Origin of the sequence: Paraburkholderia sp. WS6 (assembly GCF_030464835.1) — a bacterium.
Taxonomy (GTDB): Bacteria; Pseudomonadota; Gammaproteobacteria; order Burkholderiales; family Burkholderiaceae; genus Paraburkholderia; species Paraburkholderia madseniana.
The window spans coordinates 86,689-99,333 of sequence record NZ_JALQCK010000028.1; the positions used below are offsets into that span (position 1 = coordinate 86,689).

Consider the following 12,645-nt stretch of genomic DNA (forward strand, 5'->3'; position numbering starts at 1 on the left):
TTCAGATGACTCCTTCGGAGCGTAGGTGGTCGATTTGCGCGTCGTCGTAACCGAGCGAGGCGAGATGCTCACGCGTGTGGGCGGATAGAACCGGTGCGGGCGTGGTCGGCGCCGTGTCGGCATCGGATAGCCTAAAACCCGCACGAGTGACGCGTTGCCGCTCAGTGGTGTCGTCGCCGGCAAATTCGCGGATGAACTCGCGCGATGCCAGATGCGGATGTGCCAGAATCTCCGGCACCGACATCACGCGCCCGGCCGGCACGCCTGCTTCGAAGAATTTCGCTTCCCAGTTTGTGGCGTTGTCGCTTGCAAGCGCCGCTTCGATTTCGGCTTTCAATGCCGCGCGATTCGCTTTGCGTGCGTTGCGCTCGGAAAAGCGCGCGTCGTCGAGCAGATCGGCGCGGCCGATCAGATGGCAGAGGCTCGCGAACTGCTTGTTCTCGTTCGCGGCGATATTGAGGGGGCCGTCGCCGGTTTTGAAGGTGCCCGACGGTGCCGCGGTGAAATTCTCGTTACCCAACGGGGCGGGCGTGACACCGGCGTTCAGGTAGTTCGACACGACCCAGCCCATCGTCGCCAGCGTGGCTTCCAGCATCGAGACGTCGAGCATGCGGCCGTGTCCGCTCGCGCGGGCATCGACCAACGCGGCGCAGATGCCGAATGCCGCCGTGAGACCGCCCACGGTATCCGATACCGGATAGCCGACGCGCAACGGTGCGCTGTCGGCATCGCCGGTCACGCTCATCACGCCCGAGATGCCCTGAATGATCTGGTCGTAGGCGGGGCGTTTCGAAAACTCGCCGTCCATGCCGAAGCCGGAGATCGCGCAATACACGAGCTTGGGATTCACTTCACGTAGGGCATCGAAATCGAGGCCGAGCCGCGTCATCACACCCGGCCGGAAGTTTTCGACCAGCACGTCGGCGGTTTTGACGAGCTCGCGCAAAATGGCCTTGCCGCGCGGGTCTTTCAGATTGAGCGTGATGGACTGCTTGCCCGCATTTACCGCGACGAACGAGGTGCCCATGTTGCGCATGGACGCTTCCTTGTCGGCGCCTAAACGCCGCGCAAGATCGCCGCCTTCGGGGTGTTCGACCTTGATCACGTCGGCGCCGAGCAGCGCGAGTTGATATGCGCAAAACGGCCCCGCCAACACATTCGATAAATCCAGTACCCGCACTCCAGCCAACGGCAGCGTCATCTTTGAAGCCTCTTGTTCAATGCGTTCAATGCGAAATTTCGTCGAGGTTGCGATTGTTGGTGCGTGGCCCGAAGATGCCGATCGCGCCCATTACCATTACCATCGATACAGTGATCAACGCGAATACGCCCGGCACCTGGAAGTGGCGCAGCGCGAAGGCGATCATGAAGCCGGAAAACATCGCGGATAACCGCGACATCGAGTAGACGAAGCCGACGGCGCGCGCCCGCAAACGCGTGGGGAACAGTTCGGTCTGGTACGCGTGATAGCCGACCGAGAGCAGCGTGCCGCTAAGGGTGATCAGCACACCGAGCATCATCAGCATGGCAGGCGAGGTTTGCATCGCGAACAGGCTGCCGAACACGGCGATACCGAGTGCCGACAACACGATCAAGGTCTTACGTTCGATGCGGTCCGCGATCGCCATGCCGATCAGCGGTCCGAACGGATTCGAGGCCGCAATAACAAACGAGTACATCAGGCTGTGCGTGATCGTTATGCCTTTCGAAACCAGCAGGGTCGGCACCCATGACGCGAAACCGTAGAAGCCGATCGCCTGGAACAGGTTGAACACGAGCATCGTGATCGCGCGTTTGCGATACGGCGGCTGCCAGATTTCGCGGAAGGCCGCCTTGGTGGTGGCCGGCTCGACTGTCGGGACAGGGGCGGGCAATGGCTTCCCGTATTGTTTCGCGACTTTCGCTTCGATTGCCTGCAGGACCTGTTCCGCTTCGGCGGCGCGGCCTTGCTGCGCGAGCCAACGCGGGCTTTCCGGCACGCGCCGGCGAATGGACCACACCACGACCGCGCCGAGCGCGCCGATGATCACGACCCAGCGCCAGCCGTCGACGCCGTACGGCGCTTGCGGCACCAGCCACCATGCAAGCAGAGCGACGGACGGCACAGCGGTGTACTGCACCAGATGAACGAAGGCGAACGCGCGGCCACGCAGATGTTTCGGCACGAGTTCGCTGACGTACGTGTCGATCGTCACCAGTTCGACGCCCACGCCGATGCCTGCGATCAGGCGCCACAGGTTGATGGCGGGCGCGGTGGTTTGCAGCGCCATGACCAGTGTGGCCGCGGAATACCACAGCAGGGAAACAGTAAACACGGTTCTGCGGCCATAGCGGTCCGCCATGCCCGCGAAAAAGAACGTGCCGATGAAGAGCCCCGCGAACGACGCCGCCACGAAGGCGCCCAGCCCGGACACGCCGAAGAACGACGCAGTGGTAGTCGCGTAGAGCCCGCTTTTGACGAGGCCCGGGCCGACATAGGCCGTAAAAAACAGATCGTAGAACTCGAACCAGCCGCCGATCGACAGCAGGAACACCAGCATCCATACCGTGCGCGTCGCCGGCAGACGGTCGATGCGCGCGTTGATGCCGGTCGTGAGTCCCTGCGCACTGGCGCTTGAATCGGGCGACGCGCCGGGTGCGTCGATCGGCAGGCTTGCCATGGAATCCTCCTTGGAGTGTCTTTTGTTGTGTCGTTCTGTCTAGAAGAACGACGTTCTATTTAATGAGTGTGCCGAGATTAGTCCGTGTGGCGTCTGCCAGGAATTCGGGGTTTTACCTAGCCGTCACCCCCCCATTCGCTGCAACATCGCGAGAAGGGCGTCGAATGAAAGCGGCTTGCGCGCGTAGGCGATGGTGGAATTCGGTTGCACGGGGATATCCGCGGCGGCGCTGCACAGGATGATCGGAATCGCGCGCAGGTTGGGGGCGTTGTACAGTGCGGCGCACAGTTGCAGCCCCGACATGACCGGCATCATGCAGTCCGACACGATGATGTCGGGCCGGGCAAGGCTGATCTGTTCAAGCGCGGCCGCCCCGTTGGACGCCGTCAGTACGGTATAGCCATGCCGTTCCAGCAACAGTCGCCAGACCGCAAGGATGTCGAATTCGTCGTCCACGACCAGAATGGTTTTCATGGGCGGCTACGTTTTTCGCCGCGGCGTCAGCGTGGCCGACAGGCCTTGTGCTGAAACCACACTGGCGCCGCTGACCAGACCTCCGCCCAGAATCTCATCGAAACCGGGGACACCTGTTTCCATGTTGGAGCGGGAGGATGTCTGAGATTCGTGGATAGTCATTGTCGATATGTCGTTCAAAGTACGGAGAAGCGACAGCTTGCAAATGAAATCAAGCGGATGCGCATCGCTCAACCTAACCGCGTCGCAATTCGCGTTCCCGCTGGTGGGCGGCGCTGCGCGTGTTGGCATTCGACGAGGGGGATCCTGCCTTGGGCCGTCTCCCGCTTGGTGAACTGCATGCGGGAGGCCGGCGCGTGGCGTGTGCAAGGGACCGGGAGGGATTGCTTGCAAGGTGGTGCAGCGCAAGCGTGGCGGCGTTTTTTTCAAATTTGCGGCTTTATTGGCAACGCTCAATCGCAGCGCGATCGGCGGCGCAACCACGATCGCCGGTATCCGGCTGATGGACGCCGCCCCTTTGCTCGATCTCGGAGTAAGGCACGCGTCGTTCGCTGACTCCAGGTCCCTCGTCGCACGGCAAAGCCGCTTCGCCGTATACAATTCGGCAGCGCCTGATTTTTGCCCAATACTGCCCTGATCCCACTCATGCCGAATCCGACCCGGGCCTTTCTTCTCGGTCCGCTCCTGAAAGGCGTTTCACGCTCCTTCTACCTCACCCTGCGCGTGCTGCCCGTCGGGATGCGCGATCCGATCGGACTCGCGTACCTGCTCGCGCGCGCGGCCGATACGATTGCGGACACCTCGCTGATCTCGCCCGAGCAACGTCTTGCAATGCTGCTGTCGCTGCGCGACCAGGTCAACGGCGCCCCGAACGACGGCGCGCTGTTCCAGCGCATGGCCACTGAAGTGGCGGGTCAACAGGTCCAGTCCGATGAAAAGATTCTGCTGGAATCGCTAGGACCCGCACTCGAGGTGCTGCTGCAACTGAGCGAGTCCGACCGCAAGGCCGTACGCGAGATTGTGTCGACGCTGACCGAGGGCATGGAATTCGACCTTCGCACGTTCCCCGACGAACGTTCCGGCCAGATCGCCGCGCTGCGCGAGTACGACGAACTCGACCGCTATACCTACCTGGTGGCGGGCTGCGTCGGCGAATTCTGGACCACCATGACCTACGCGCACATGCCCGGCACGCTGAAAGAGCGGCCCGAGACGATGGCGCGCCGGGGCGTGCGTTTCGGCAAAGCGCTGCAGATGACCAACGTGCTGCGCGATTGCGGCAAGGATTTGCGGATCGGCCGCTGTTATCTCCCGCAGACGATGCTCGATCAACATGCGCTGAGCGCGCAGGATCTCCTGCAGCCGGCAAATTCTGTTCGCGCCCGGCCTCTGATGGTGGAACTCGTGCGCAAGTCGCTCGATCATTTTCGCGAGGCGTTGGACTACACGCTGGCGATTCCCGCGTTTTCAGTGCGTTTGCGCCTCGCCTGCTTGTGGCCGATTCTGATCGGCCTGGACACGCTGCTGTTGCTGGTGGATAACGATGCCTGGCTCGACCCGGCGAAAGTCTCCAAGGTGCGGCGCAATCAGGTGTATCAGATCATCGCCTCGTCGCTACTCCTGGTGCCTTCGAATGGGCTGGTGCGCAAGTCGGTTGAAACGCGGATCAAGCAGATTGAAGCTCGGCTTTGAGTATCTGCTTCGCTATACGAATCATTTTGCTGCGTTGCGTGCGAACCTGATTGCACCAGCAGTGCCCCAACGGATAGCGTGTTGGCGTGCGGCGCATGTGCCGTGCGTGTGCAGTGTGGGCAAGCGTACTGAATAAAAGCGCCGTGGGCCGTAGTTTGGCGGACAAACCTCTTTGTCCGATTCCAGACTCCCATGGCGCCCACCGGAAAACAGCATTGCGACACGTTGGATCTGATCCGTGCGCTGGCGGCAGGCGCGGTGTGCATCAGCCATTTGCGCAATCTGATGTTCGTCGACTACCGCGCGAATGCCGGTATCGGACTCGCGGGCAAGGCGTTCTACTTCATCAGTAACTACGGCCACACCGCGGTGATCGTTTTCTTCCTGCTGAGCGGCTATTTCGTTGGCGGCTCGGTGTTGCGGCAGGTCGAGACGGGAACATGGAGCTGGCAGCGCTATCTCACCGAACGCATGTCGCGGCTCTGGATCGTGCTGATCCCGGCCTTGCTGCTGACGCTGTTCTGGGACCGCATGGGCATCGCGCTTGCCGGTGGGCCTTTTTATCTTGGGACCGAGGGCACGTTCGATCAGCAGATCAACGTCGCCTCGCATCTTGGCCAGGCGACGCTGCTATGCAATCTCGCCTTCCTGCAGACGCTCGCGTGCGGCACGTACGGCTCGAACGGACCGCTATGGAGCCTCGCCAACGAGTTCTGGTACTACATGTGGTTTCCCGCCTGTTATGTACTGCTGCGCCGGCGCCGCGGATTGAGCGCAATCGTCGCGGGTGTGCTCGCGCTGGGTACGATGGTCGCGTTTCCGTCGCTCCTGAACGGGTTCGGATTGTGGATGCTTGGCGTCGTACTCGTGTTGCTTGAAAAGCGCTTTCCGTCGCGCAGCGCACGGACGGGTTTGCCATGGTTCACGCTCGCCAGCGGGACAGTTCTTCTTGTGGCGCTGATGCTGACACGCATGTTCTTGTTGAGTAACGACTGGATTGTCGGTGTGCCGTGTTTCGTGTTTCTGCGTTGCATACTTTGGGAAAACGTCCGACTGCGTCCCGCGCCGCTGTCGCGTATCGCGGTTCTCTTTTCCGGATTTTCCTATTCGCTGTATCTGACGCACTTCTCGTTCATTCTGTTTGTCGCGGCGGTCGTGGTCGGGCAACGCATCCAGTTCGACGGCCGGGGCGCGCTGGTGTTCGTGACCATGCTGGTTGTCTGCTATGTGTACGCGTTCGCGGTGTACCTGCTGTTCGAGCAGAATACGAAACGCGTGCAACGTGGCATCCGGCAGTTCCGCCTTCGACGAGCCAAGCCCGATCCAGCCACGCCGCATAGCTGAATAAGGTGGCATGACCGGTTGATTTATTCGGCATCATTGAATAGCCGCCAATCGGGAAACCCCTAGCATCCTGCATCGATGGTTCGCGTTAGTCTCTTCAAAAGAGGAGACGATTCATGAGACAAGCGTTCAATATTGCAGTGGTGTTGTTGCTTGGTTATTTGATGGCGGATAGGGCGCTGATGCGCGCGCAAGCCGGAGAGATGGGGACAATTACGTGCCACCAGGGCGCGGAACTGGTCAAGTCGAATGCGTTGAAGAAAGGCTTCGGTGACGCCGGGGCCAGCAGCCAGGGTGAAAATTTCCTGTCGAGCTGTCTCGTCACGGGGCGTGGCCAGGTAGGCGATCTGATCGCCCGGGAATAACGCAGGCAGCCTGGTACCGCTGAGGCTCAGACCAGATGTAGCACGACATAAACAAAAAGCGCCCAGACCGTGAAGGTCCAGGCGAAGTCATCGGGAGCCCGATGACGGAGGTATCGAATACAGAACTGGCCCGCGATCGGGGATACTCGGTCGCGGGCCAGTTCGTTTGAATCAGAGCGTGCGGCTGTGTTGCTCGCTTGGGCGGCCGATCAGGGCAAACGGCGTGGCCTCAGCGGTTCGTTCCGCCGGGAAGCTTGTTCACCGGTCTGGTTGCGAGCTGAGATGTCAGCCTGGTTGCCAGCTTAGTTGCCGAAGTAAACCGACTTCGGACCGTTCGCCTGAACCGGGTGGCCCGACTGCGACGAGCCATTCACCGCACCGCCGTAACTGCTTTCTGCGGCTTGGGCAGTGCCGTTTTGCTGGGCGACACGGGCTTGCGCAGCCTGGATGTCAGCCGGATAGTACGGGTCGGAGCGGCCCGGCTGGTAGCCGGCCTTTTCGAGTTGAATCAGTTGCGCGCGGACCTCGGCGCGGGTCACGGGCTGGTTGGACTGCGCAAACGAGGCAACAGGAGCGGCCAGCACAGCGGCGATAACAACAGCTTGAATGAGCGATTTCATGATGAACTACCTCCAGTTCGGTCTTTATCTTGCTACGAGCAGTGTTGTTCGCAGTCAGTGATTGCATTGTAGTTTTGCGATCTGACCGGAGTAATCATCGAATCAGGTAAAGTTTGTTGCGGGATTTGAGACAAAAGAAGAGTGCTTTGCTTGATGGGCCCTTGTGCGCAACGTGAAAAAAAGGGCGCCGACGGCGCCCTTTCTCCCTTTACGACCTGACGGTCAACTCAAACCGCAGCGGGCCGCCACTTCAACAGCCGCTGTTCGACCGTCGTCAACAGATAGTCGGCAGCCAGCGCGACCACGGCCAACACGATCATTGCAGCAAACACACCGCTTGCATTGAACGCGCCTTGCGCGGTGGAGATCAGCAGACCGATACCTTGCTTCGAGCCGAGGAACTCGCCCACCACCGCACCGACTAGCGCAAAGCCGAAGCTCACGTGCAAGCTGGCAAGAATCCAGCTCAACGCCGACGGAATCACCACCGAAGTCGTCACCTGACGGCGCGACGCACCGAGAATCTGCGCATTCGCGATCATGTAGCGGTCCGCTTCACGCACGCCCTGGAACGCATTGGCGAACACGACGAAGAACACCATCACCACTGCCAGCGCCACCTTCGAAGCCATCCCAAGACCGAGCGAAATCACGAAGATCGAGCCGAGCACCACGCGCGGAATCGAATTGGCGATCTTGATGTAGAGGCTGAACACATCGGAGAGCAACTTGTTGCGGCCGAGCACGATGCCGCAGAACACGCCCGCCACTGAACCGATGATGAAGCCAAGACCGGTTTCTTCCAGCGTGACCCAAACCTGGGTGAGCAGCGGGCCTTGCGATGTGCCGTTCACGAACCAGTCGATGATCTGATTGAAAATCGCGGTCGGCATCGAGAAGAAGAACGGATCGATCCACTTCAGGCGCGCGGATAGTTCCCACCCGCCGAGCACAACCACCAGCACGATAATGCGCAGCGAGATCACCAGCGCATGGCGTTGCCGGATACGTTTTTGCGCGACGCGCTCGACCTGGGCGAGCGTCACGGGATCGATGCCCGAAGGCATCGTTTGTTGAGGGGTAGTAGACATATTTGCCGTTCCTTGATTAACCGATCTGCACTTCTTCGCGCAGGTCATGCCAGATGTCGCGCGAGATTTCGATGAAACGCGGGTCGTAGCGAACTTCCGATGTGACGCGCGGACGCGGCAGATCGATTTCGTACACTTTCTTCAGCGTGGCCGGGCGTGCCGTCAGCACGAACACACGGTCGGCAAGCGCAATCGCTTCTTCCAGATCGTGTGTGACGAACACCACCGAGCCGGCGCCACCCCACAGTTGCAGCAGTTCGTCCTGCATCAGCGTGCGCGTCTGCATGTCGAGCGCCGAGAAGGGCTCGTCCATCAGCAGGATTTCCGGCTTGTTGATGAAGGTTTGCGCCAGCGCCACGCGCTTTCTCATGCCGCCGGACAGTTGATGCGGATAGTGCTTGCCGAACTTGTCGAGGCCCACGCGGCGCAGCCATTCGTTGGCCTCGTCGTACGCGGCGGATTTCGAGCGGCCACGATACAGCGGACCGGCCGCCACGTTGTCGATGACCGAGCGCCATGGAAACACGGCGTCGGCCTGAAACACGAAGCCGATGCGCGGATCGATGCCGTCCACCGGCGCGCCCATTACGCGCACTTCGCCGGTGGTCGGCTTCAGCAAGCCGGTGATCATGCTGAGCGTGGTCGATTTGCCGCAACCCGTCGGGCCGACAACCGCGACGAACTCGCCGCGTGCCACCGACATGCTGAAGTCGCGCAACGCGATCGTCGCTTTGCCATCCGGGGAGATGAAACGGCACGATACGTTGCGCATCTCGATGGCGGGCGTATCGCGTGACATAGGTTGATTCATCGGCTGGTGCCTCGCAGTTCTCTTGATGTTGAAAGGGGGTTGCTTCGCGGGCGTTGCTTCGAGAGCGTTATTTCGCCGCCGTCTTGACCGCTGCCGACACGTAGTCGTTGCTGTAGGTCTTGGCGAGGTCGATATGCTTACCCTTCACCGAAGGATTGAACGCCGACAGCACCTTCAGGACAGTGTCCGGGCCGTCGGCGGGCATCTTGCCGTCCTTCGTGAACATCGGCAGCGACGCCTTCAGCGCGCCGACGTACAGGTCCTTGTTGTTGCCGTAGTAGTCCTTCGGCATCTTCGCGGCGATCTCTTCCGCGCTATGCGTCGCGATGAAGTTCAGCGTCTTCGCGAATGCGTGTGAGAGCTTCGTGGCGTCGTCCTTGTGCGACTCGGCCCATGCGCGCTGCACGTAGAAGCTCGAAGCCGGGTACGTGCCGCCGAGCGCGGCGCGGGTGCCTTCCAGCGTGCGCATATCGACCAGCACCTTGGCGTCGCCGGTCTTCAGCAACTGCGAGACGGTCGGCTCGGTGGTCATGCCCGCGTCGATGCGGTTCTGCTTGATGGCGGCGATAAAGCTGTTGTCCGCGCCAACTGGCAGCAGCGTGTATTGCGTGGACGGCACGCCCGCGCGTTGCGCGAGGTATTGCGTGAGGAAGCTGGTCGACGAGCCGAGGCCGGTCACGCCCAGCGTCTTGCCCTTCACGTCCGCCATGCTCTTGAGCGTTTCGGACGCCTTGGTGGAGACCATTTCCACTTCACCCGGCACCTGGCCGAAAATCACCAGCGCCTGGACTTCCTTGCCCTTGCTCTGCAAGTCGATGGTGTGATCGTAGAAGCCCACCACGCCTTGCACCGCGCCCGCGAGCAGTTCGTTTTCCGCGTCCACGCCGGCCGGTTGCGAAAGGATTTCGACGTCGAGGCCTTCGTCCTTGAAGTAGCCGAGCTGCTCCGTGAGCTTGGCCGGCAGATAGATGATCTTGGTGGCGCCGCCGACCATGATCGTCAGCTTCTCCGCATGAGCCGCGGCCGAAGCGGCGGCAAGGGTAAACGCAACACCTGACACGGCGGCAATCTGGCGCAAGTTACGCATGAAGCAGTCTCCTGAGGTTTAGTCGCCGCCCGGTGCGGATGCGGCGCTTTCTGGATGAATGAGGGCGATTATAGAAATCTGAAACCTTCTGGTAGCTTTCGGAGCTGTGGGCAAATCATGGGTGTTAACCCGAGAATCCACCGCAATCGCGCGGCCACCCCCTGGCAAACCCCATAACGTGGGCCACAAACCACGCAAGCCGCGCGCAAAGCCCTTGTTTTACGGCACAATCGGCGTCCTGACTTTTGCTGCGCATTGAGTTGCCTATTTCGCCGTTCTCCCCATGAAGCTGCTGCTCATCGAAGACAACCCCACGCTGGCGCACTGGCTCGCGAAGATGCTGGAGCAGGAGGCGTTCGCGCTCGACGCGGTGCAGGACGGCGACGCCGCCGACCGTTTGCTGCGCACCAATCACTACGACGTGATCCTGCTCGACCTGAATCTGCCGAAGCTGTCGGGCAAGAACGTGCTGCGCCGTTTGCGCCAGCGCGGTGACGCCACGCCCGTGCTGATCCTGACGGCGAGCGGTTCGATCGACGAAAAAGTGGAACTGCTTGGCGCCGGCGCGGACGATTACCTGGTCAAGCCTTTCGAAGTACGCGAGCTGATCGCGCGCATCAAGGTGGCGATCCGCCGCCAGTCGCCCTCGAAGGCGAGCGAGGTGGTGTGTGGCGATCTCGCGTTCGACATCGACACGCGCCAGTTCACGCTGAAGGGCGCGCCGCTGAACGTGACGCCGCGCGAGCGCTCGGTGCTCGAAACGCTGATCCTGCGTTTGGGCAAGACGGTCACCAAGCCCGCGCTGGTCGACGCGATCTTCACGCTCGCGGACGAGCCGAGCGAGGATGCAGTCGAAATCTACATTTCGCGGCTGCGCAAGAAGCTCGACGGCAGTTCGGCGGCGATCGTCACGCTGCGTGGGCTGGGTTACCTGCTGCGCAAGAAAGAAGATGACCAATAGCCTGCGCATGCGCCTGCTGTGGTGGCTGCTGGTGCCACTTGCGCTATACGTGTTCGTCACCGGCAAAGCGGAATACGACAACGCGCGGCGCACGGCGGACCTGGTGCAGGACAACCAACTTATCTCATCGGCGCGGATGATCGCCGGTGAAGTGGAATGGGTGGATGGTTTTCTGCGCGTGGATGTGCCACCCGCCGCGCTTGAAGTGTTCGTGTCGCCGTATCGCGATCAGGTGTTTTACAGCGTGCGGGTCGACGATGGCCGGCTGCTGGCGGGTACGCCGGATTTTCCGCAGCGCGCGGCGCCCTCGCCCGACACGGACGATCACTACGACACTGAACTCCATGGCCAGCCCGTGCGCGCGGTCGGCCTCGTGCGCCTGATGTACGACAACGGCGCGACACGCCGCGTACGGGTGACAGTGGGCAAGACGGTGCGCTCGCGCGATGCGATGGCGCAGCAATTGTGGCAACCGCAACTTGTGCGGCAGATCGAGATGATCGTGCTGGCGGTCGCGCTGGCCTGCATCGGCCTCACTTTCGAATTGCGGCCGCTGATGAAAGTGAAGGAAGAGGTTGCCGACCGCGATCCCATGCAACTCGAACCGATTCGCGTCGAGCGCCTGCATACGGAGTTGCGGCCGATCGTCGAAGCGATCAATCAATGTATCGCGCGGCTTGGTGTACAGGTGGCCGCGCAGCGGCGTTTTATCGCCGACGCCGCGCACCAGTTGCGCACGCCGCTCACGCTGCTCGGCACGCAGTTGCAGTTCGCGCGCCAGCAGGACGGCCTGAATCCCGCGCTCGACGAGGCGCTCGCCGCGATGCACCGCAGTAATCGTTCGATGGTCGGACTCACTAACAAGCTGCTGTTGCTCGCGCAGGCCGAGGCCGCCGACAACAAGCAACTGGCGGTGGAAACGGTCGATCTGGTGCCCCTGGCGATGGAAGTGGTGGAGGATCTGGCGTTGCTCGCGCAGGCCCGGGATATCGATCTGGGTGCGGAACTGAACGGCTCCGCGCCGGTGGCAGGGCATCGCGGCCTGCTGCAGGCGTTGATCGCCAACCTCGCGGAGAACGCGATCCGCTATACCGGCAGTGGCGGCCACGTCACGGTGGCGGTCAGCGCAGAAGCCGATACGATCACCGTGGCGGTGCTGGACGACGGTCCAGGCATTCCCGCCGAGTCGCGCAGTCGCGTGTTCGAGCCGTTCTTCCGGGCGTCGACAGATACTGAAGGAACCGGGTTGGGTCTCGCCATCGTGCGCGAAATCGCGGATGCGCATCACGGGGAGATCGTGCTCAAGCCGGGCGAAGGCGGCAAAGGCGTGCACGTGACCGTCTCGTTTCCGCGCGCGCCGATGGAAGGACCTTCGCCCGTTTGAATCAAGCCCTTTAAATCGACGGCGTTACAGGTAGTCGGGACAAACCCGCAATCGGCACAGGAAACGCGTGTTCGAAAGCTTACAGAAGGATTTGTACCGCTAGAATTTTGGGCAGGCGATTCATCGAACGCCCACCGCGCACGTGGGATATAGCGG

General features: G+C 61.5%; 12 protein-coding genes. 5 read left to right on the forward strand and 7 right to left on the reverse strand.

Going from position 1 to position 12,645, the window contains the following annotated elements; all coding sequences use genetic code 11:
- Nucleotide 1: 1 nt before the first annotated feature.
- From M0D64_RS28660 to M0D64_RS28670, 3 genes are all read right to left on the reverse strand, one after another.
- Entirely contained in the window at nt 2-1,201 is a 1,200-nt protein-coding gene (locus M0D64_RS28660) for a CaiB/BaiF CoA-transferase family protein (RefSeq protein WP_266260222.1), read from the reverse strand.
- A gap of 25 nt (nt 1,202-1,226) precedes the next feature.
- Nucleotides 1,227-2,660 (reverse strand): MFS transporter, encoded by a 1,434-nt coding sequence (locus M0D64_RS28665; RefSeq protein WP_154562746.1) that lies wholly within the window; start codon nt 2,658-2,660, stop codon nt 1,227-1,229.
- 123 nt (nt 2,661-2,783) lie between these two features.
- The gene (locus M0D64_RS28670) at nt 2,784-3,134 is read right to left on the reverse strand and encodes a response regulator (RefSeq protein WP_154562744.1); all 351 of its coding nucleotides are present in this window, start codon (nt 3,132-3,134) and stop codon (nt 2,784-2,786) included.
- A gap of 645 nt (nt 3,135-3,779) precedes the next feature.
- Here M0D64_RS28670 and M0D64_RS28675 point away from each other — a divergent pair.
- The 3 genes from M0D64_RS28675 (at nt 3,780) to M0D64_RS28685 (ending at nt 6,535) form a co-directional block, all read left to right on the forward strand.
- Entirely contained in the window at nt 3,780-4,826 is a 1,047-nt protein-coding gene (locus M0D64_RS28675) for a phytoene/squalene synthase family protein (protein ID WP_266260223.1), read from the forward strand.
- A gap of 192 nt (nt 4,827-5,018) precedes the next feature.
- The gene (locus M0D64_RS28680; protein ID WP_266260224.1) at nt 5,019-6,170 is read left to right on the forward strand and encodes an acyltransferase; all 1,152 of its coding nucleotides are present in this window, start codon (nt 5,019-5,021) and stop codon (nt 6,168-6,170) included.
- A gap of 116 nt (nt 6,171-6,286) precedes the next feature.
- A complete protein-coding gene (locus M0D64_RS28685; RefSeq protein ID WP_054035535.1) occupies nt 6,287-6,535 on the forward strand; it encodes a hypothetical protein in 249 nt (82 codons plus the stop codon).
- Nucleotides 6,536-6,837: 302 nt separating this feature from the next.
- On the opposite strand, the gene M0D64_RS28690 is transcribed toward M0D64_RS28685, so the two are convergent.
- The 4 genes from M0D64_RS28690 to M0D64_RS28705 form a co-directional block, all read right to left on the reverse strand.
- Entirely contained in the window at nt 6,838-7,155 is a 318-nt protein-coding gene (locus M0D64_RS28690; RefSeq protein ID WP_154562735.1) for a DUF4148 domain-containing protein, read from the reverse strand.
- Between the two features lie 227 nt (nt 7,156-7,382).
- On the reverse strand, nt 7,383-8,246 hold the full coding sequence (locus tag M0D64_RS28695; RefSeq protein WP_154562733.1) for an ABC transporter permease: 864 nt from the start codon (nt 8,244-8,246) through the stop codon (nt 7,383-7,385).
- 16 nt (nt 8,247-8,262) lie between these two features.
- On the reverse strand, nt 8,263-9,057 hold the full coding sequence (locus M0D64_RS28700; protein ID WP_097395642.1) for an ABC transporter ATP-binding protein: 795 nt from the start codon (nt 9,055-9,057) through the stop codon (nt 8,263-8,265).
- A 67-nt stretch (nt 9,058-9,124) separates the two neighbouring features.
- Nucleotides 9,125-10,144 (reverse strand): ABC transporter substrate-binding protein, encoded by a 1,020-nt coding sequence (locus M0D64_RS28705; protein ID WP_154562731.1) that lies wholly within the window; start codon nt 10,142-10,144, stop codon nt 9,125-9,127.
- Between the two features lie 283 nt (nt 10,145-10,427).
- Between M0D64_RS28705 and M0D64_RS28710 the strand changes: the two genes are divergently transcribed.
- Together M0D64_RS28710 and M0D64_RS28715 are read left to right on the forward strand one after the other, a co-directional pair.
- Nucleotides 10,428-11,105: a response regulator gene (locus tag M0D64_RS28710; RefSeq protein ID WP_027778124.1), complete on the forward strand. Its 678-nt coding sequence runs from the start codon at nt 10,428-10,430 to the stop codon at nt 11,103-11,105.
- The gene (locus M0D64_RS28715) at nt 11,095-12,489 is read left to right on the forward strand and encodes a sensor histidine kinase (protein WP_154562729.1); all 1,395 of its coding nucleotides are present in this window, start codon (nt 11,095-11,097) and stop codon (nt 12,487-12,489) included. Before M0D64_RS28710 ends, M0D64_RS28715 begins: the two co-directional genes overlap by 11 nt.
- The last annotated feature ends 156 nt before the right edge of the window (nt 12,490-12,645 follow it).

Bases quoted from the DNA above. Each gene is read 5' to 3' on its own strand.
- M0D64_RS28715 (WP_154562729.1), top strand. From the start codon at position 11,095: ATGACCAATAGCCTGCGCATGCGCCTGCTGTGGTGGCTGCTGGTGCCA.
- M0D64_RS28700 (WP_097395642.1), bottom strand. From the start codon at position 9,057: ATGAATCAACCTATGTCACGCGATACGCCCGCCATCGAGATGCGCAAC.
- M0D64_RS28680 (WP_266260224.1), top strand. From the start codon at position 5,019: ATGGCGCCCACCGGAAAACAGCATTGCGACACGTTGGATCTGATCCGT.
- M0D64_RS28690 (WP_154562735.1), bottom strand. From the start codon at position 7,155: ATGAAATCGCTCATTCAAGCTGTTGTTATCGCCGCTGTGCTGGCCGCT.
- M0D64_RS28675 (WP_266260223.1), top strand. From the start codon at position 3,780: ATGCCGAATCCGACCCGGGCCTTTCTTCTCGGTCCGCTCCTGAAAGGC.
- M0D64_RS28660 (WP_266260222.1), bottom strand. From the start codon at position 1,201: ATGACGCTGCCGTTGGCTGGAGTGCGGGTACTGGATTTATCGAATGTG.
- M0D64_RS28670 (WP_154562744.1), bottom strand. From the start codon at position 3,134: ATGAAAACCATTCTGGTCGTGGACGACGAATTCGACATCCTTGCGGTC.
- M0D64_RS28665 (WP_154562746.1), bottom strand. From the start codon at position 2,660: ATGGCAAGCCTGCCGATCGACGCACCCGGCGCGTCGCCCGATTCAAGC.
- M0D64_RS28710 (WP_027778124.1), top strand. From the start codon at position 10,428: ATGAAGCTGCTGCTCATCGAAGACAACCCCACGCTGGCGCACTGGCTC.
- M0D64_RS28695 (WP_154562733.1), bottom strand. From the start codon at position 8,246: ATGTCTACTACCCCTCAACAAACGATGCCTTCGGGCATCGATCCCGTG.
- M0D64_RS28685 (WP_054035535.1), top strand. From the start codon at position 6,287: ATGAGACAAGCGTTCAATATTGCAGTGGTGTTGTTGCTTGGTTATTTG.
- M0D64_RS28705 (WP_154562731.1), bottom strand. From the start codon at position 10,144: ATGCGTAACTTGCGCCAGATTGCCGCCGTGTCAGGTGTTGCGTTTACC.